At 43.0% G+C, this 18,051-nt stretch carries 22 protein-coding genes; 7 read left to right on the top strand and 15 right to left on the bottom strand.

The genetic code is table 11. From position 1 onward, the window contains the following. Positions 1 to 99 precede the first annotated feature (99 nt). The 3 genes from M1D65_RS09300 to spoVK form a co-directional block, all read right to left on the bottom strand. Positions 100 to 1,365, bottom strand: a complete 1,266-nt coding sequence (locus M1D65_RS09300) for a methionine gamma-lyase family protein (RefSeq protein ID WP_021479243.1) — start codon at positions 1,363 to 1,365, stop codon at positions 100 to 102. Positions 1,366 to 1,382: 17 nt separating this feature from the next. After that, a complete protein-coding gene (gene hflX, locus M1D65_RS09295; protein WP_032725748.1) occupies positions 1,383 to 2,645 on the bottom strand; it encodes a GTPase HflX in 1,263 nt (420 codons plus the stop codon). Positions 2,646 to 2,777: 132 nt separating this feature from the next. Next, positions 2,778 to 3,746, bottom strand: coding sequence for a stage V sporulation protein K (gene spoVK, locus M1D65_RS09290; protein WP_064671410.1), 969 nt, complete (start codon positions 3,744 to 3,746; stop codon positions 2,778 to 2,780). A 639-nt stretch (positions 3,747 to 4,385) separates the two neighbouring features. On the opposite strand from spoVK, the gene cwlC reads away from it, so the two are divergent. Then, a complete protein-coding gene (gene cwlC / locus M1D65_RS09285) occupies positions 4,386 to 5,153 on the top strand; it encodes a sporulation-specific N-acetylmuramoyl-L-alanine amidase (RefSeq protein ID WP_064671409.1) in 768 nt (255 codons plus the stop codon). 63 nt (positions 5,154 to 5,216) lie between these two features. Here the strand turns inward: cwlC and M1D65_RS09280 are convergent, their stop codons facing one another. From M1D65_RS09280 to M1D65_RS09240, 9 genes are all read right to left on the bottom strand, one after another. Then, positions 5,217 to 5,837: a hypothetical protein gene (locus M1D65_RS09280; protein WP_032725746.1), complete on the bottom strand. Its 621-nt coding sequence runs from the start codon at positions 5,835 to 5,837 to the stop codon at positions 5,217 to 5,219. A gap of 49 nt (positions 5,838 to 5,886) precedes the next feature. Next, positions 5,887 to 6,876 carry a class 1b ribonucleoside-diphosphate reductase subunit beta gene (nrdF, locus tag M1D65_RS09275; protein ID WP_003231754.1) on the bottom strand — a complete coding sequence of 330 codons (990 nt, stop codon included), beginning with the start codon at positions 6,874 to 6,876 and terminating at the stop codon, positions 5,887 to 5,889. A gap of 17 nt (positions 6,877 to 6,893) precedes the next feature. Continuing rightward, complete coding sequence (gene nrdE, locus M1D65_RS09270) at positions 6,894 to 8,996, bottom strand: class 1b ribonucleoside-diphosphate reductase subunit alpha (protein ID WP_031314955.1); 2,103 nt, start codon at positions 8,994 to 8,996, stop codon at positions 6,894 to 6,896. Next, entirely contained in the window at positions 8,956 to 9,348 is a 393-nt protein-coding gene (gene nrdI, locus M1D65_RS09265) for a class Ib ribonucleoside-diphosphate reductase assembly flavoprotein NrdI (protein WP_003231758.1), read from the bottom strand. The genes nrdE and nrdI overlap by 41 nt, the downstream gene beginning before the upstream one ends. Before the next feature lie 242 nt (positions 9,349 to 9,590). Next, positions 9,591 to 9,821, bottom strand: a complete 231-nt coding sequence (locus M1D65_RS09260; protein ID WP_003245262.1) for a hypothetical protein — start codon at positions 9,819 to 9,821, stop codon at positions 9,591 to 9,593. Positions 9,822 to 9,902: 81 nt separating this feature from the next. Further along, positions 9,903 to 10,175 carry a YmzC family protein gene (locus M1D65_RS09255; protein ID WP_014479841.1) on the bottom strand — a complete coding sequence of 91 codons (273 nt, stop codon included), beginning with the start codon at positions 10,173 to 10,175 and terminating at the stop codon, positions 9,903 to 9,905. Positions 10,176 to 10,371: 196 nt separating this feature from the next. Then, entirely contained in the window at positions 10,372 to 10,593 is a 222-nt protein-coding gene (hfq, locus tag M1D65_RS09250) for an RNA chaperone Hfq (protein ID WP_003221097.1), read from the bottom strand. Between the two features lie 39 nt (positions 10,594 to 10,632). Continuing rightward, entirely contained in the window at positions 10,633 to 11,577 is a 945-nt protein-coding gene (gene miaA / locus M1D65_RS09245; RefSeq protein ID WP_021479248.1) for a tRNA (adenosine(37)-N6)-dimethylallyltransferase MiaA, read from the bottom strand. Positions 11,578 to 11,676: 99 nt separating this feature from the next. Beyond that, positions 11,677 to 12,090, bottom strand: coding sequence for a YmaF family protein (locus tag M1D65_RS09240; RefSeq protein ID WP_003231769.1), 414 nt, complete (start codon positions 12,088 to 12,090; stop codon positions 11,677 to 11,679). A gap of 88 nt (positions 12,091 to 12,178) precedes the next feature. On the opposite strand from M1D65_RS09240, the gene M1D65_RS09235 reads away from it, so the two are divergent. The 3 genes from M1D65_RS09235 (at position 12,179) to ebrB (ending at position 13,273) form a co-directional block, all read left to right on the top strand. Beyond that, positions 12,179 to 12,454: a hypothetical protein gene (locus tag M1D65_RS09235; RefSeq protein WP_003245252.1), complete on the top strand. Its 276-nt coding sequence runs from the start codon at positions 12,179 to 12,181 to the stop codon at positions 12,452 to 12,454. A 134-nt stretch (positions 12,455 to 12,588) separates the two neighbouring features. Further along, on the top strand, positions 12,589 to 12,906 hold the full coding sequence (gene ebrA / locus M1D65_RS09230) for a multidrug efflux SMR transporter subunit EbrA (RefSeq protein ID WP_015483253.1): 318 nt from the start codon (positions 12,589 to 12,591) through the stop codon (positions 12,904 to 12,906). A gap of 13 nt (positions 12,907 to 12,919) precedes the next feature. Next, a complete protein-coding gene (gene ebrB / locus M1D65_RS09225; RefSeq protein WP_003245163.1) occupies positions 12,920 to 13,273 on the top strand; it encodes a multidrug efflux SMR transporter subunit EbrB in 354 nt (117 codons plus the stop codon). Between the two features lie 13 nt (positions 13,274 to 13,286). Here ebrB and M1D65_RS09220 read toward each other — a convergent pair whose 3' ends face one another. The 3 genes from M1D65_RS09220 to M1D65_RS09210 all read right to left on the bottom strand — a co-directional run bounded on the left by M1D65_RS09220 (position 13,287) and on the right by M1D65_RS09210 (position 15,029). Then, a complete protein-coding gene (locus M1D65_RS09220) occupies positions 13,287 to 13,739 on the bottom strand; it encodes an OsmC family protein (RefSeq protein ID WP_003231775.1) in 453 nt (150 codons plus the stop codon). Positions 13,740 to 13,808: 69 nt separating this feature from the next. After that, complete coding sequence (locus M1D65_RS09215; protein ID WP_003245758.1) at positions 13,809 to 14,516, bottom strand: poly-gamma-glutamate hydrolase family protein; 708 nt, start codon at positions 14,514 to 14,516, stop codon at positions 13,809 to 13,811. A gap of 279 nt (positions 14,517 to 14,795) precedes the next feature. Further along, complete coding sequence (locus M1D65_RS09210; RefSeq protein ID WP_014476869.1) at positions 14,796 to 15,029, bottom strand: hypothetical protein; 234 nt, start codon at positions 15,027 to 15,029, stop codon at positions 14,796 to 14,798. Between the two features lie 224 nt (positions 15,030 to 15,253). Here M1D65_RS09210 and aprX point away from each other — a divergent pair, with 224 nt between their 5' ends. The 3 genes from aprX to M1D65_RS09195 all read left to right on the top strand — a co-directional run bounded on the left by aprX (position 15,254) and on the right by M1D65_RS09195 (position 17,951). Beyond that, entirely contained in the window at positions 15,254 to 16,582 is a 1,329-nt protein-coding gene (aprX, locus tag M1D65_RS09205) for a serine protease AprX (protein ID WP_064671408.1), read from the top strand. A 109-nt stretch (positions 16,583 to 16,691) separates the two neighbouring features. Further along, a complete protein-coding gene (locus M1D65_RS09200; RefSeq protein ID WP_446014969.1) occupies positions 16,692 to 17,516 on the top strand; it encodes an MBL fold metallo-hydrolase in 825 nt (274 codons plus the stop codon). Positions 17,517 to 17,594: 78 nt separating this feature from the next. After that, positions 17,595 to 17,951 carry a hypothetical protein gene (locus tag M1D65_RS09195; RefSeq protein ID WP_003231786.1) on the top strand — a complete coding sequence of 119 codons (357 nt, stop codon included), beginning with the start codon at positions 17,595 to 17,597 and terminating at the stop codon, positions 17,949 to 17,951. Positions 17,952 to 18,051: the final 100 nt, after the last annotated feature.

Here is an 18,051-nt window from a genome sequence, read left to right as displayed (position 1 = left end):
TCCTTTTCTTAACTTAGTTTCATTATAGGTGATGTTATATTTTGTGTCAATACGATGTAAGGATTCTTAACATCAAATCCAGAGAAATTTTTAAAAAATTTAAATTAATTGCTTTTCCATCAATGAATCCACTGCACTGCATATGGCATTCTTCACATGCGAATAGGTTAATCCTCCCTGAACATACGCTACATACGGCGGGCGGATAGGGCCATCAGCTGATAATTCGATGCTTGCTCCTTGAATAAACGTGCCTGCTGCCATAATGACATCATCTTCGTATCCCGGCATGTAGGCTGGATAAGGCGTCACATGAGCATTGATTGGCGATGCATATTGAATAGCCTGGCAAAAAGCAATCATCTTTTCTCTGTCTGAAAACTCAACGGATTGTATTAAATCCGTTCTTTTCGCATCCCATTTCGGGTTTGAAGTGAAGCCAAGTTTTTCAAGGAATCTCGCTGTAAACACCGCTCCCTTTAAGCTTTGAGACACAACGTGAGGCGCCAAAAAGAAGCCTTGGTACATTTCTTGAAGCGAGTAAAGAGATGCCCCCGCTTCTCTGCCGATGCCAGGTGACGTCATACGGTATGAGCATGCTTCAATCCATTTCGCTTTTCCGACGAGGTAGCCGCCTGTTTTCGCAATGCCGCCGCCGGGATTTTTAATGAGAGATCCCGCCATCAGATCGGCTCCGACATGGCAAGGCTCAAGCTCTTCCACAAATTCTCCGTAACAGTTGTCCACAAAGACGATCAGGTTTTCATTGATTTCTTTTACAAAACGGATCATTTCTTTTATTTCACTAATTAAGAAAGAAGGGCGATTCGCATATCCTTTTGAGCGCTGAATGCCGATTACTTTGGTTTTCGGATTGATCGCAGCGGCGACTGCATCATAGTCTATCTTTCCATCTTTCGTCAGATCAACCGCATTATAGCCGATTTGAAAATCCTTTAGCGATCCAGCGTTTTCTCCACCCCTGACGCCCACAATTTCCTCTAGCGTATCATACGGCTTGCCCGTGATATAAAGGAGCTCGTCCCCCGGTCTGAGGACACCGAACAAAGCAATTGAGATGGCATGTGTGCCTGAAATGATTTGCGGCCTTACAAGCCCCGCTTCTCCGCCAAACACATCCGCATATATGCTTTCAAGCGTGTCTCTTCCGATATCATCATAGCCGTATCCAGTAGACGGCGTGAAATGAGTGTCGCTTACTTTGTGTTTTCTATAGCTTTGAAGCACTCTCCACTCATTTCGCTCGCTGATTTCTTCTATTTGTTTATGAATGCCGGCAATGTCCGCTTCCACTTCCATTGCCGTTTTCTTCAATAATTCTCCGTGTGTTAATGTGTCAAACATGTCTTTATATTTCCTTCCTACATATACTTCTTTAATTCACCGATGATACTTTGCTCTTCTTGGACATAGCCGGATATGTCATACTGTTCATTTTCTTCATTAAAATAGAAGCGATCTACCATCGTTTCCGATTTGATTCTGGAAAGGAGCTTCCCTTCACTTGCCGGCACATGTGCTTCAAAAGACGTTAACAGTTCTTGGCGCAAATAGCGCTGAATCGCTTCTTTAAAGATTTCAGCGTCGTCCTCAAATTTCGCACTGACCATAATGTGATCCCTTCCGGCGGACGGTATAAAATCAGGCAGTTTTTGATCACGTTTATTGTAAGCCGTCAGCATCGGGATATCATCTGCTTCAAGCTCCTCAAGCAGCCGAAGCACTGTTTTTTCATGTCCCGCATAATCCTCATTTGAAGAATCAATTAAATGCAGAATCAAATCCGCTTCTTTTACTTCCTCAAGCGTTGAGCGGAATGCAGCAATCAATGTCGTCGGAAGATCCTGAATAAATCCTACTGTATCTGATAGAAGAACACTGTAGCCGCTTGGCAGGACCATTTTTCTGGTCATCGGATCGAGCGTGGCAAACAGGAGGTCTTCTTCATAGCTGTCAGCACTCGTCAGGCGGTTGAACCATGTTGATTTCCCTGCGTTTGTATAGCCGACAAGCGCAATTTGAAGCACACCGTTTTTCTTTCTTCTTTCACGGTATCGGCTTCTATGGCGAATGACAGTGGAAAGCTGTGTGTTGATTTCATGAATGCGATTTCTGATATGGCGGCGGTCAGTTTCCAGTTTCGTTTCCCCGGGACCTCTTGCCCCAATTCCACCGCCTTGCCGGGAAAGGTTGATCCCTTGTCCCGTCAGACGCGGCAGTGCATATTGCAGCTGAGCCAGCTCAATTTGAAGTTTGCCTTCTCTCGTTCTCGCCCGCTTTGCAAAAATATCTAATATCAATTGCGTGCGGTCAATCATCTTCACTTCAATTGCTGTTGCCAATGACTTCAGCTGACTTGGCGACAGTTCATCATTAAAGATGAGGAGATCAGCTTCAAGCTCTTCCACCAGTGCCTTCAGCTCTTCTACCTTCCCTTTTCCTATATATGTAGCGGCGTCAGCCCTGTTCCGTTTTTGTGTGACGCTGGTCAGTACTTTTCCGTCTGCTGTTTTCGTCAGAGATGCTAGCTCTTCCATAGAATTTTCAAAATGCTCATCCGTGATATGCGGCAGCTGACATCCGACTAAAATGGCTTTCTCCTGAATCGTTTCTTGTTCGTTCAAATGGATGTTCCTTTCTTTTGCATATTGGGCAGTAGTATTATCATACCAAACCCTGCATGTGTATACCACAAATCGATTGCTTTGAAAAGCGGAAATATGAGCAAAAAACAGACCTCTCAAAAACTGAGAGGTCTATGCAGATCCAGATGCTTCTTCTTTAATGGAAAGATCTTGGCTTTTGATGGTCATCAAGTCGCTTTTTAAGTATTGGTCTCCCATTAAAAGCCTCATGGCTTGTGCTCTGATCGATTTTTCGATCACATTTCTGACAAAACGTCCATTGCTGAATTTAATGGGACTTGTCGTGCTTTTCACTGTCATTAAGTAATCTTTCAATTTCCATTCAGCTTCTTGACTGAGCTGGTATTCCCTTTCATCGATCATTCGTTTCGCAATCTCCATGAGCTGGGTCACAGAGTAATCCGGAAAATCAATGGAGATGGGAAATCTTGATTGGAGACCGGGATTTAACGAGAGAAAATGATCCATTTCCCGTGAATATCCGGCGAGTATCAAAATAAACTCATGCTGTTTGTCTTCCATATGCTTGACAAGTGTGTCGATCGCTTCTTTCCCAAAGTCCTTTTCGCCGCCTCTTGCCAACGAGTAGGCTTCGTCTATAAACAAAATGCCACCTAATGACTTTTTGATTAAGTCTCTCGTCTTTTGGGCGGTGTGTCCGATATACTCCCCGACCAGGTCAGCCCGCTCCGCTTCTATTAAGTGGCCTTTTGACAGGACATTCATTTCAAAGAACAGCTTGCCGATGAGCCGTGCAACCGTCGTTTTTCCCGTTCCCGGATTTCCTTTAAACATCATGTGCAGCGCTTGCTTTCCAACCTTCAAGCCTTGCTCCGCGCGTTTTTGGTTCACAAAAATCCAGGCGTATATTTCCTTGATGTTGCGTTTCATTTCCTCCATCCCAACTAATGCGCTCATCTCTTTTTCGATTTCCTTCAAAATGCCGTGCTTTGCTTCGTTTTTTTGCAATGCAGCCTGATATTGCGCCTCTGCCTCAGCATTCGTCAGCACCTGCTTTTGCCCGTTCAGAATAATGTTGATCTGTCCGTTGTTTTTATAAGTCACAGCGCGCTCCAACATCTTCACCTCTCTGTTCTCTCTATATGATATTCAAGCGGATGCCGATTGTGACAAACGCCTATCATGTGTCGAAACAATTGCTTTTTTCGGGAACAATAAGGAATCCTGCGCTTTCCCGAGAAATACTTTATTTCTTATTGTATTCACGGACATGGGGTGGACAAACCATGAGATTTTGTTTTTAATCATTTTGTCAAAGTATTATAGTGAGCTTCTTTCTCATTATTTTCTCCATTCGCCAATCCTTTTTTCATGCAACGGGCTGTTTTTTGTACGAAGCGTATTACCCGCCCTAAGATACCTGAAGTGTTTTTCTTTTTTTCGATTTATAAAGTGGTGTCTTTAATGAAAGGAGCTTTTCTCATCAATTTACGTTTCAAATGCTTGATTTAATATGAACGCAAAGCTTAAAAACAACAGGAATCAGTGCAGGTTAACCGAACTCAAAGTACATACAAACATATGGCATATGCACATATTTCATTTTGGGCCGTATCTGTTGTCGCTTCATGTTGAATTGTGCGCTTTCCCGAGAAATAATTCCCGGTGTGAAAGGGTTATTTCCTCATTTTTCAGTTGAATGATAATCGTACAAGCAGAAGCCGTGTTTTTTCATATCCTGTAATGAGGTGATGAAAAATGGTTAAAATTTTTATTGATCCTGGCCATGGCGGGTCTGATCCAGGCGCAACAGGTAATGGCCTTCAGGAAAAAACGTTAACTCTGCAAATCGCTTTAGCCTTACGTACGATATTAACTAATGAATATGAAGGCGTTTCTTTGCTGCTGAGCCGGACAAGCGACCAATTTGTCAGCTTAAACGACCGGACAAATGCCGCAAATAACTGGGGAGCAGATTTCTTTTTGTCCATTCACGTTAATTCCGGGGGAGGCACAGGTTTTGAAAGCTATATTTATCCAGGTGTAGGAGCCCCGACGACGACTTATCAATCGAGTATTCACTCTGAAGTGATACAAGCTGTCGACTTTGCCGATCGCGGCAAAAAAACAGCGAACTTCCACGTCCTAAGGGAGTCGGCAATGCCTGCCCTCTTGACCGAGAACGGCTTCATTGATACCGTTGCCGATGCAAATAAGCTGAAAACGAGCAGTTTTATTCAAAGCTTAGCGAGAGGACATGCAAACGGGCTGGAGCAAGCCTTTAACCTTAAAAAGACTTCCAGCTCAGGGTTATATAAGGTTCAAATCGGCGCATTTAAAGTCAAAGCGAATGCCGACTCGCTAGCAAGTAAAGCCGAAGCCAAAGGTTTTGACTCGATTGTCCTATTAAAGGACGGATTATACAAAGTGCAGATTGGCGCATTTTCATCCAAAGACAATGCAGACACCCTCGCTGCCAGAGCGAAAAATGCCGGCTTTGACGCTATTGTGATCCTAGAATCATAGCCGAGACGGGGACGAGCGTCTCATAAAAAAACCCGGCTCCTCATCACGAGAAACCGGGTTTTTTTATTCAAGGATATCGACAACAAACTGTGACCATGTTTCCAGACGGTTGTAGATGTCATCCTGTTTTAATTCAGAAACTTTCATCCATTTACCCGCAATTTGTTCTTTCTCCTTCACTTCCACTTGTGCGCCAGGCTTTAATTGAAGCGCAGAAAGAATACCGATATGCACTTTGCCAACACTGTTTTCATCATCATTGATCAATCCCAGTGTGACAATCGCCTGTTTATCTTCTTCATTTATTTGCAGTTCTTCCTCAAGCTCACGGTCTGTGTTCAGCTTTAAGACTTCAGCAAATGAAGCTGCCCCTTCGATGGCGTTCATATGACCGCCAAAGCCGAGAGAAAGCTTGTTGTGCAGTCGTGATTCACCGCCGCCAGCCAGCCGCTCGTAAAGAAAAACTTCATCTTCACGCTTAATGACGACATAAGGTATCGGCTGCTTGAAACGCGGATCTTCTTCTGCGTCCCCTCTTCTCATTTCACGATAGGCCGCTTCAATCTGAGCCATGATTTCGGCTACTCTGCTATCTTCATTGTACACGCCCTGGAAGGTTAAGCTTTCTTTCTTAAACACATCATCGCGCGGGGCAACTAAAATCATTTCGTCCATTTTTCCCATGGGTACTGCGTCCTCCTCATTTGAACCTTCAAGCCGAAAAGAGCAGATATTATATCTGCTCTTTTTCATCTTCAAAATAAAAGTCATCATCTTTGAGCGGCTCAACTGTCGCTTTTTTATAGCCATTTCCCTTCATAGAGAAGAAGTCATGTGATTTTGTTTTTGTGTTTAATCCGTTTAAAACGATCGGATTAATATCTTCCTCTTCGAAGTATGGATCAAATCCAAGATTCATCAGCGCTTTATTCGCATTATAGCGGATGAATTTCTTTACATCGTGTGAGAGTCCGACTTGATCGTACAAGTCCTCTGTATATTCAAGCTCATTTTCATATAACTGATTCAGAAGGTCAATCGCAAATTCACGAAGCTCTGCTTTTTTCTCTTCTGTCTGTTTATTATAAATTTCCTGAGCAAGGAGACCGACATACACGCCGTGAATCGCTTCGTCACGAAGGATCAGGTTAATGATCTCACCGCTTTGCATCAGTTTTCCTTGTCCGTAGAAATATAACGGATAATAGAAACCGCTGTAGAAGAGGAAGCTTTCCAGATAGACGGAAGCAACCATCGCTTTGAACAGTGAAATTTCATCATCTTTTTGAATGGCTTTGTAAAGCCCGACAATCATTTGCGCTTTTTTCTGCAAATATTTATTTTGTTTAACCCATTCAAATACTTCATTGATCGTTTCAGTCGGTGCAAGGGTCATGAAAATATTAGAGTACGACTTCGCATGGACAGCGTTCTCCATCATCGCCATAAAGTTCAGCACCGCTTTCCGCTGGTGGCCATCTACGTGTTCAGCCACGATCGGCATCCCCGTATTCCCCTGCTCTGTATCAAGAAGCGTAAGTCCGGCCAGTACCTTCATATAAGTATCCTGCTCATTTTTCCCGAGGTACTTCCATGTGAGAAGATCTCCGTTTAAAGCAATCTCTTCCGGAAGCCAGAACTGTTTCACGTTTTGGTTATAGAACATTTGGGTAAAATCGTCTTCATGCTTTGACCAGTTTGCTGCGTCATAAATTTTTGTCACTATAAACTCTCCTTTAATCAAACAACACAAGAAAGGCAGCTGTCTTGCCCAGTATCTTTCGTTCTTGCATAGTAAATGGTTTTAATTCCTCTATGATGTGCATACAGATCGATTCGGTTTAAATCACGGGTCGTCATTGTGTCTTTTAAGAACAATGTAAAGCTGATTCCCTGATCAATGTGCTGCTGGATAGTGGCGATCATATCCACAACCTTGAACATGTCCATATCGTAGGCTTCTTTATAGAAGAACCAGTTATTAGATGCAAGCCCAGGCATTGGGTAGTACGTTTTTGAGTTGCCGTATGTTCGTTCTTCAATCCGTTCCATAATCGGCATAACGGACGCCGTGCTTGATTGAACGTATGAGATAGAGCCTGTCGGCGCAATGCATAATCTGTAGCTGTGATACATGCCGTGTTCAGCCACAAATGCTTTTAGCTTTTTCCAGTCCTCTGTCGTCGGGATATGCATACCTTGAAACAGATTAGCTATTTTTTCATATTTCGGTGAGAAATCAGTAGAAACGTATTTGTCAAAGTATTCACCTGTCGCATAGGTTGAGCCTTCATATTGATCAAACGTTTCACCCTTCTCTTTTGCGATTTCCGCAGAACGCTGGATGGAGTAGAAGTTCACCATCATAAAGAACGTGTTTGCAAAGTCACGCGCTTCCGGACTTTCATACGCAATGCCGTTTTGCGCAAGGTAGCCGTGAAGGTTCATAGCACCGAGGCCGATTGATTTCATCGCTTTGTTTGCCCGTCTTACAGCAGGCGCATTACGGATGTCAGTTGTTTCAGACACGTGTGTTAAAGAGTCTGTCGCAAGTTTGACTGTCTTTTCGATTGATTTATGCTCCATGACATTGAGAATGTTAAGCGAACCCAGGTTGCAGGAAATATCCAGACCGATTTCATCTTCTTCATCATAGTCTGTGTATGAAGAAACTTGAGATGCCTGCAGCACTTCAGAGCAAAGGTTAGAAAATTTGACCTTGGAAATATGGTTATTCGCATGCACTTTATTGACGTTATCTTGGAACATGATGTATGGATAACCTGATTCAGAACGAAGCATCGCCAATTTTTCAAGCAGTTTCCGCGGGTTGATTTTTTCCTTTTTCACCCGAGGGTTGTCGACAAACTTGTCGTACATTTCGTTCATGTCCATCTCATCCATGTGCTGGCCGTACTCTTTATAAATCGTGTGCGGGTAGAATACATAAGCCGCTTTGTCCTCGCGTGCAAGCTCAACGAACTTATCCGGAATGACAACACCGATCGAAAGCGTTTTGACACGCACATCTTCATCCGCAGAAATCTTTTTCGTATCAAGAAAATCATTGATATCGCGGTGGAAAATGTTTAAATACGCCGCGCCGGACCCTTGTCTTTGTCCCATTTGGTCAGCGTAACGGAACGCGTTATCAAGAAGCTTCATGACGCCTACAACGCCTTTTGTCGCATTCTCAACATCTTTAATGGCTTCACCTTTCGCGCGAAGCTTGGACAGGTTAAGAGAAACCCCGCCGCCAAGCTTAGAAAGCTGCATGGAGATATCGATTGCTCTTGAAATGTCATTTAAAGAATCATTAACTTCGAGCAAGAAGCAGCTCACAAGTTCACCGCGGCGTTTTCTGCCGGCATTCAAAAATGTCGGTGTGCTCGGCTGATATTCTTGATTGATCATCAGGTTTACATATTCTTTTGCTTTCTCAGTGTCGCCGTTAGCGAAGAACAGCGCAACAATTGAGATCCGGTCCTCATAACGCTCGAGGATTTTTTTCTTGTCATTCGTTTTCAAAGCATAGTCATTATAGAATTTAAACGCACTCATGAAGGAAGGAAAACGAAACTTCTTAGCGTAAGCTGTCTTAAACACTTCTTTAATGTCTTCAAAAGAATAAAGGCTTAAGAATTCCTCTTCGTAGTATTGATTTTCAACCAAATAATCCAGCTTCTCTTTTAAATCGTGAAAGAAGACTGTGTTTTGATTGATATAATCTACAAAATAGCTATGTACAGCCTCTTTATCCTTATCAAACTGGAATTTCCCATCTTTTTGGATCATGATTTCGTTATTTAACTGGATCCATTTTGGCACTTGATTTTGTGACAACTCTTTCTACCTCCTGAGTAAACAATTCAACGTCTTTAGATGTGCCGCTGAGTTCAAATTTGTGCAAGATCGGCACCTGATATTGTCTTGAAATGGTATCGGCGCTTTTTGCAAAGTTATCGCCCCATACTTTGTTGCCGCTCGCAGCGACTCCTAATAAGAGATGGGCGTATTTTTCGAGAAATGATTGTGTTGATGCCGGTACCTGGCCGAAGTTTGTCGTGTAGGTGACCAAAACAAACGGAGTGTCCACGTGGTCCATTTCGTCCACCTTGCGTATCTGCTGAAAGCCTGTTTTATTCACAAACCGCTGAACATTCCCTGTTTTCGAATCAAATATGATTTGTACCACGTTTTATCACGACCTATCAAAAAATATGAATCTCTCATCACTAACACTATATATAGTATACTACCCTCTAGCAAAAACACAATATATAGATTCGTTTTTATGAAAAATTCATATTTTGATCAAATCAGGCAAATGGGCAGACTCATTAGGGCCCAAAAAAGAGAGCAGAACGAGAATCATCTCTCGTCCTACTCGGGGTGTCGTTTTTAGCCGATGTATATCATAACATGAAAAAAAACTGCTTAGTAGTCTAGATTTTTTTTTCTTAAGCTATCACAGCATTTTTCGCTCTCTACTGTTTCTTCTATTTCAACATCCGCGCCGATCTCTTCTAAAACCGCCTTCAAAGCAGTGATAATTGACGCTTCTCTGATTAATTCTTTTCCGTTCACAATGATACTTGTTCCGTATTCATAGCAAGAATCATCTTCGCAAATTTCTTCCCAATGATTCACGATCACTTTATGCTTCATGTTTTCACCCTCTGTTTGATCTGTGTCTGTATTTAGTTTAGCGGCTGGCATCCGCTTTGTAAATTCGAATGCTTGTGAATTTTATTCAAGCTCATCATCCGCGTATTCTTTCTTCAGCTTTACCTCATTGCGGGACTCATTATACTCATAAATTTTGATATAGCCGTCCTCCATAACGCCAAAATGGTTATGTTCAAGTGGAAACGAGGTGGGCTGAGGCGTTTCATAGTCTGAATTGCCGCTGTCTGTTTCAATAATGGTATCTTGATTCCCGCACGCCCCGAACAGTAAAAAGACAGCTATCCATACAAGTGCAATCCTGATTCGTCTCAGTTCTGCTTCACTTTCAAACAAGGTCGATCACTCCCAAATTCATTTTATACATAATATACCATTTTTACTTCCGTATGTTGTTCTCATAAAAAAAGACCATGCCTTGGCATGGTCAGCTTACAAAAAAAAGCTTGGAGCAAAAGTGGATGAATGTTAAAAATGGCCGCCGGGAACCCCCGGCAGCCTTTCCTCATGTCTTGACATGGCATTTTTTGATCTATTCGAGTTCAAGCTGGACGTTTTTTTGCGGCGCAAACGTTGAGATCGCATGTTTATATATAAGCTGCTGCTTACCTTCCGATTCCAACAATACGGTAAAGTTATCAAAGCCTTTCACCTGGCCCCGCAACTGAAAGCCGTTCAGCAAAAAAACAGTGACATACGTATTTTCTTTCCGGATTTGATTCAAAAACTGATCCTGAATATTAATCGGTTTCATGTTTCGTCCTCCTTGATTCTCTATATCATACAGTTTCGATTAAAGTTCGAGTTTTCCTGCTATATGTGTGAAAATTTCCTTTTTTTTCAGCTCCATATCAACAGGCGGTGTCATATCGAACCATGTGACCTGCATTTTGTTGCGAAACCACGTCAACTGGCGTTTCGCATACCGCCTCGAGTTCTGCTTTAGCTGTTCGACAGCATCGGAAAGTGTCACAAAACCGTCAAAATATGCATACAGCTCTTTATAGCCTATCGCCTGTATTGATTGACAGTCTCTCACGTTCTTGTCGTATAAGCGTTTCACTTCCGGAAGAAGGCCTGACTGCATCATCATATCGACCCGCTGATTAATTCTTTCGTAGAGCGTGTCTCTATCCATTGTCAGGCCAATTAACACTGCATTGTACAGAAGTTCTCGTTTTTGTTCCTTCAAATGCTGGGACATCGTTTTTCCGGACGTATGTAAAATTTCCAGTGCGCGAATGACTCTTCTTGTATTATTCGGATGAATCGCAGCTGCTGCCTCGGGATCTGCTGCAGCAAGTTTGGCATGAAGAAAGTCAGCGCCTTCCCGCTCAGCAGCCATTTGCATGCTCTCTCGAAACACGGGATCATTTGCCTCTTCCGTAAATGTATAATCGTAAAGCACAGATTGTATATAAAGCCCTGTACCGCCGACAATCATCGGAAGCTTTCCTCTATTTGCAATCTCGCTGATTTTATTTCTTACTAAGCTTTGATAATCGGCAGTAGAGAAAGAGTCTTGGGGATCTAAAATGTCAATCAGATGATGGGGCACTCCCTCCATCTCCTGTTCGGTAATTTTAGCTGTTCCAATATCCATCCCTTTATAAATCTGCATCGAATCTCCGCTGATAATTTCCGCGTTTAAGGATTTGGCTAGCTGAATACTTAAATTGGTTTTCCCCACTGCCGTCGGTCCGACTAAAATGACAACGGGCTGCTTCGTATTATTCAATATGTATCACTCTCTTTTATAAATCTCCCCCCATTATAGCATTCAACATGGACAACCACCTATCCATTTTGCCCTTTTTTTGCATCGGTAAACATCCTTCTACCAGCCGAGCGGCTCATTGCCGACAATTTCCCTTGTCTTTCCTTTCAGGGTATGACGATGCGTTTTTCTTCTGTCATCTCCGGGATCGTACACAACCCCTCCGTACTGGATCTCAATCGGCTCGTTATAGGCCAGATACGTCGTTTCTTCGATTTCATGATAATGTGTGCCATCTGCTAAGGGAATCGCCGGTCCTGAGATTCCGTAATACCGATGAAAATGGCCGTTTTCAAATGAAGTGATCCCTGTATAGTAATGTGTATGCTGATCGGTATTTGATCCGTTTGCCGGCTGAGTAAACCCTTCGATGAGATGATAATGGCCCTGTTCTCTCGTTGTTTTGACATGATAAGCATGTGCGTGGGGCGGTGCTTTTGACCAGTCAGACTGATACAGGCCCAATGTGTTCACATCCTCCTTTTCCTCGATTCGCCCAATCAAATCCGGGCAGGGTGAATACACTGCATCATCTACACTTTATTACAGGAGGAAAGAAAACATGAACGAGTTAGAGCATTTCAGCCCTGAAGATACAAGAATATTTGGAAGGCCGTTCGGATTCGGGAGACCATTTGGGTTTGGAAGACCGTTCGGGTTCGGTTACGGGTTTGGAAGACCCGGATTTGGTTATGGGTTTGGCCGGCCATTCGGATTTTTTGGAGGACCGTTTATCGGCGGCCTTGCAGGCGGGCTTATAGGAAGCGCTTTATTTAATCCTTATTTGTATGGCGGATACCCCTATTATCCGTATGCCCCGTTCCCTTTTTATTATTAAACGCACAAGACCCCTTAAAAAGGGGTCTTTTTAAGTGTGTGAAAATGAATCTCTTGACTCATACATAGGCATACACTAATATTTTTCTAGCTGAAGTTTTTTCTAATCTAAAAATATAGTGAGGAGAATTCATGATGTTGATAGGATATATATTCCTCACGATTGCCATATGTTCGGAATCGATAGGAGCAGCCATGCTGAAAGTATCTGATGGCTTCAAAAAGTGGAAGCCAAGTGCTTTGGTCGTTATTGGCTATTCCCTCGCCTTTTATATGCTGTCCCTGACTTTAAACCATATTCCCCTGAGCCTCTCCTATGCGACTTGGAGCGGGGCGGGCACGGTGCTGACGACAGTGATCGGAGTAAAATGGTTCAAGGAAGATCTGAATGCCAAAGGGCTTATCGGGATTCTTTTATTACTATCAGGGGTCGTGTTACTTAATTGGCAGTAAAGGAGTGATGAAGATGAGAGGATTGCTTTATTTGGCTCTCGCCATTGTATCTGAAGTGTTTGGGAGCACGATGCTGAAGCTTTCAGAAGGATTTACACAAGCCTGGCCCATTGCCGGAGTCATAGTCGGATTTCTTTCTGCTTTTACGTTTCTAAGCTTTTCTTTAAAAACAATTGACTTATCAAGCGCGTATGCAACATGGTCGGGCGTTGGTACCGCACTTACAGCAATTGTCGGGTTTTTGCTTTTTGGCGAAACCATCAGTTTAAAAGGTGTATTCGGTCTCACGCTTGTCATTGCAGGCGTGGTCGTGCTAAATCAATCGAAAGCCCACGCTGAAGATAAAAAACAGACGGCCTGTGAGTGACCGTCTGTTTTCTTTATTCTCCACCCAGTTTCACAGAGGCTTCAAGCTGCAGCTCGACATTTCCTTGAATTGCACGCGAAATCATGCATGACGACTCCGCTTTTTTACAAAGCTTGTGCGCCAATGCGACGTCGTCTTGTGAAGCATCATGTTTAAGCACGACAGAGGGACGGTGAATGATCTTTTTGTATGTAAAGACTCCTTTTGTGACGTCGACAATGCCTTCTGACTCCATCTGTAAGTCTTCTTTTTCCAGCCCGCTTCTCTCCATCATCGCTGCAAGTGTAATAATGTAACAGGTCGCTGCCGCCCCGAGAAGCATTTCATCTGGGTTGGTCCCTTCTCCCGGGCCATCCATTTCTTTAGGAATGGAAATCGATGTGATCAGGTTTCCGCTTTCGATCGTACCGACATCATTGCGGTTACCCGGCCAATTCGCTTTTAAATAAAAATGATGATCTGCCATTGTTTTGCCTCCTTTTTTATCCTATTTCAGTCTACTGATCTTCTCTTATTTTGTCTTCTGATCTGCTTGTTACGAATACTCTTTTTCCAGGACACCTTTGATCGCACTGACATAAGCATAAAATTCACTGTTCTTTGTGTATTTTCTATTTTTATAATAAAAATCATCAAAAAATGCTTCTCTCTGCTCACGGCTGATTTCCAGCTGGATACTTAGCCCCGTTTCCCCTTGGTTATTAATGTTTTCGGCATTCAATCCAGCAAGACCGCTTTTAGACGACGCTAACTCAGCGGAAAACCCTCTCCGCTCAAGGGCTCTCACAATCATTTTCGCCCGTTTTCGGTCTGTTCCCCCTACAAGCGTATTCTTGTTCTCTCCTTTATATCCGTGAAAAGCCACCACATATTGATGCTCCTTGATTTTCTTTTTTGCCAATGGCTCATCAAAGTTGGTGCTTGTAATGTGCAGCGTTTGGTTATCGTGGGACTTCAACCCTTCAAACAGGTATGTAGAGTATTCATTATTGAAATAACGAACAAGCTCACTTACTCCGCCTTCAATTCTTCCGCCATGCGGAGACATAATTAAGACTTTGCTTCCTTTTTTCTCATTATATGAAATATCGTAATCGGCTGGGCTCTCATTCTCTGCCAAGCTGCTGAAATTTGAATATGTATCTGGCTGATTTGATGGTTCTGGTTCCAATGAGTAATGAACATATCTCAAGAACAAGACAATGGCTAAGACTAATATGACATTTAGTAAAAATCTTCTCATGTTTAACTCCTTTCATAAGAATGGCGCGGTTCATTATATGAGGTTTAGCCAATAGGTTTTATCTTACCATTGTATACACAATATCATCAGTGAAAAAGTTCCCGGTTTCAAAAAATCAATTGATTGTCACGGTTATTAGCGGTTCATTTCAAATAAGAGTGAAAAAAGGTTGAGAGGAAAGACAAAAAAGGTAGGAACAACCTCACTTGGCAAATAAATGTATATAGGTTTAAGGAGGGTTTTAGTAACAGGCTGCCCGGTTGCTGAGACGGACAGCTGTTACCGGCCTGCAGAATAGAGATTTTGCTTATTTGTTCTCACAAAATCACAGGAGAGGATAGAGTCCAATAAAAATGTTCTGATCTGTTGTTTCGAAAAACAAAATGCTTTGATTTTCGTTTTGCTTTTCTGTCTCACAATAATCGTTCTTTTACTAATCGTTCCGTCTTTCTTCATATATATAATGCTGATTGGCATTTGGCTTTCCAAAGATCGGTGCAAGTAGAAATTCATACGGTTGCTCTCCCCTTCCCAGTTTGATATGATCACATTATAATACGAACAAACGTTCTTTTTCAATCCCCAATGATTTCCTCAACTTCTGAATCTATCGTATCTAATGCGAAAGATTCAGAAAAACAAACTCTTGTCTGTCTCTTATAGAGGACAAACAAACTTACCAAACCTATCATCTGTTCATAGAGTATACAGAGAACCTTATAATAGGAGGAAAATACATGTTTGGGTACTCTATGGTACAAATGGTGAGAGCAAATGCTCACAAGCTAGATTGGCCGTTACGGGAAACCGTATTGCAGCTTTACAAGCCCTTCAAATGGACTCCTTGCTTCTTGCATAAATTTTTCGAAACCAAATTGCAAAACAGAAAAAAAATGTCAGTCATTATCGAATTTGAGGAAGGCTGTCACGAGACCGGCTTTCAAATGGCTGGAGAGGTGCTGCAAAAAGAAAAACGCAGCAAGCTAAAAAGCCGCTTCAACAAAATCAATTGCTGCAGCGCGGAGGTTACTCCTTCAGCATTACATTCCCTTCTCTCTGAATGCAGCAATATCCGTAAAGTGTATTTAAACCGCGAAGTCAAAGCGCTTTTAGACACGGCAACCGAAGCAAGCCATGCGAAGGAAGTCGTCAGAAACGGGCAAACCCTGACAGGAAAAGGTGTTACTGTCGCTGTTGTCGATACAGGAATCTACCCGCATCCTGATCTAGAAGGCAGAATTATCGGATTCGCGGACATGGTCAATCAAAAAACAGAGCCGTACGATGATAATGGTCATGGCACACACTGTGCAGGTGATGTCGCAAGCAGCGGTGCATCCTCTTCCGGTCAATACCGCGGACCTGCACCGGAAGCCAATCTCATCGGCGTAAAGGTATTAAACAAGCAGGGTTCAGGAACGTTAGCAGATATTATAGAGGGTGTTGAGTGGTGTATTCAATATAATGAGGACAACCCCGATGAACCGATTGATATTATTAGCATGTCGCTCGGGGGCGATGCCCTTAGATATGATCATGAACAGGAAGATCCGTTAGTCAGAGCGGTTGAGGAAGCGTGGAGCGCAGGGATTGTCGTCTGTGTCGCTGCCGGAAACTCAGGCCCTGATTCGCAGACCATTGCAAGCCCGGGCGTGAGCGAAAAGGTGATTACAGTAGGTGCGCTTGACGATAACAATACTGCAAGCAGCGATGATGATACTGTCGCTTCCTTCTCAAGCCGCGGCCCGACAGTATACGGGAAAGAAAAGCCCGATATTTTAGCGCCGGGTGTTAATATTATTTCCCTTCGCTCTCCGAATTCTTATATTGATAAGCTCCAAAAGTCAAGCCGTGTAGGGTCTCAGTACTTTACAATGTCAGGAACCTCGATGGCAACACCGATTTGCGCAGGAATCGCAGCTTTAATTCTTCAGCAAAACCCGGATCTTACCCCCGATGAAGTAAAAGAGCTTTTGAAAAACGGCACGGACAAATGGAAAGATGAAGATCCGAATATCTACGGAGCGGGCGCTGTCAACGCAGAAAATTCCGTTCCCGGCCAATAAACATCATCAAAAGCCGGCAATTCTCTTTCAGCAGAACTGCCGGTTTTTTGTTTGAATATTCATAATCATAAGGTAAAATAATGGAAAATAGATGAAGGAAGTGAAGAAAGTGCCATATTATATCTGCAACACATGCGGTGTGCAACATGCACAGACTGTAGATCCGCCCAACTCGTGTCTGATTTGCGAGGATGAAAGACAGTATATTCATCCCGATGGACAAACTTGGACAACCCTTGAAGACATGCGTGAGAAAGGAAACCTTCAAAACATCCTCCAAAAGGAAGAAGAGCATCTTTACAGCATCAAAACTGAACCAGAGTTTGCGATTGGACAAACAGCCCATCTTATCCAGCATAATGGCTTCAATGTGCTGTGGGATTGCATGACATATCTTGACCAAAAGACAATTGACCAAATCAACGAATTAGGCGGTATTCAAGCCATCGCCTTGTCTCATCCGCATTATTACTCTACTCAGGTTGAGTGGGCTGAAGCGTTTCAGGCGCCGATCTATATCCATGAGGATGATAAAGAATGGGTGACAAGGCCAAGCAATCACATTCACTTCTGGTCAGGGGAAACGCTCAACGTAAAGCCGGGACTGGACCTTTACCGACTGGGCGGACATTTTAAAGGCGGTGCTGTTTTGCATTGGAGCAAGGGCAATGAAGGGAAAGGGTGTCTATTGACCGGAGATATCATTACGGTTGCGGCGGACCGAAACTGGGTCAGCTTTATGTACAGCTACCCAAATCTCATTCCCCTTCCCGCCTCCAAAGTTGAAGAATTAGCAGCCAAAGTAAAACCGCTTCAATTCAACCGGCTTTACAATGCTTTTTCTAAAGTTGTCAAAGAAAATGCCAGTGAAGCGGTCCAGCTTTCTGCCGTACGCTATATCAAGGCTCTCAACAGCGAATTGTTTCATACATAAAGAGTGAGGCGGCTCTTTTCCGTGTAAAAGATGCAGCAATTGGGAATAGTATCGTGTAAATCAAAAGGAGGAATATTGATGGCACACACGAATACACAGCTTTCTCAATGGCTGGAATCAAAAGTCGGCCAGACGCTTGATATTAGAAAAGGTGAATTGACCCATGATGAAGAGATATCAGACTTGGATCAGATTGTTCTCCACCTTCAAAAAGTGGCTATACGCAGTACGAATCATCCTGATGATTATGTTGCGAAAGAAGAGCTTGTTTTAGAAGGCGAAGGAACAACATTCACTGAGGACGGAAATGTACCGCTTCCGCAAAATGCCTATGAGATTCCTTTATTAGGTGACATTCATATTCACCAAGAAAACGAAGGATTGAAGGTCGTAACAGATCGTGCAGTATATACAATTGATATCCAGCACAGCTGACAGTCACTTTCATCAAAATAATACAGCGTAGCGCCTTTGAGCTTTCGTTCAAAGGCGCTGCTTTATATCGAGCCGTTTTTCACTTTTTTCGTTCTTCACC

Source organism: Bacillus sp. JZ39 (genome assembly GCF_053903145.1).
Note: the sequence above shows the minus strand (reverse complement) of the source record. Positions and strands in the feature narration are given on the sequence as shown.